Origin of the sequence: Pseudomonas tremae (assembly GCF_001401155.1) — a bacterium.
Taxonomy (GTDB): domain Bacteria; phylum Pseudomonadota; class Gammaproteobacteria; order Pseudomonadales; family Pseudomonadaceae; genus Aquipseudomonas; species Aquipseudomonas tremae.
The window spans coordinates 1-453 of the sequence record NZ_LJRO01000481.1 but is presented as its reverse complement, the minus strand read 5'-3'; the positions used below and the strand labels follow the sequence as shown (position 1 = coordinate 453).

At 53.0% G+C, this 453-nt stretch carries 1 pseudogene; it reads right to left on the bottom strand.

Going from position 1 to position 453, the window contains the following annotated elements:
- Positions 1-426, bottom strand: a pseudogene (locus tag ALO43_RS30550) (Ice nucleation protein); the annotation flags it as partial.
- Positions 427-453: the final 27 nt, after the last annotated feature.

Sequence of the window (453 nt, the reverse complement as noted above, 5' to 3'; positions counted from 1 at the left end):
CACTGATGCCACGTCAAATACTTCATGACTGACAACAAGCTCGCCACTGGCCGGACGAACCTCGACAGCCGCAGGGGGACTTGTCGATGAGTAACTGGCCCGGTGCATCAAGAGGTAATGTGCAGCACTGCTTTTGTCACCGACATGAACGACTTGCGCCCGCTGGAATTTCACCATTCCGCTCTCGGACAACGCAATGAGGTCGGCAACGGCCACTTCACAGACAACCCATCGCGCATCGGCATGAACACTCAAAAAGGCGCTGGTTCCAACACCCCACAATAAACCTGCCAGTCCATTTTCATGTGCTTTTGTGGGTTGCCAGTGCCTGCACTCAACGGTCCCTGAGACAGGCCACACCAAACCACAGTGATCGGCCATGTTATTTGCACATGTCCGTAATACCAACGCTTTTTCGAGATTCATTACAGCGCCCTCATAGATCCTTTAAGG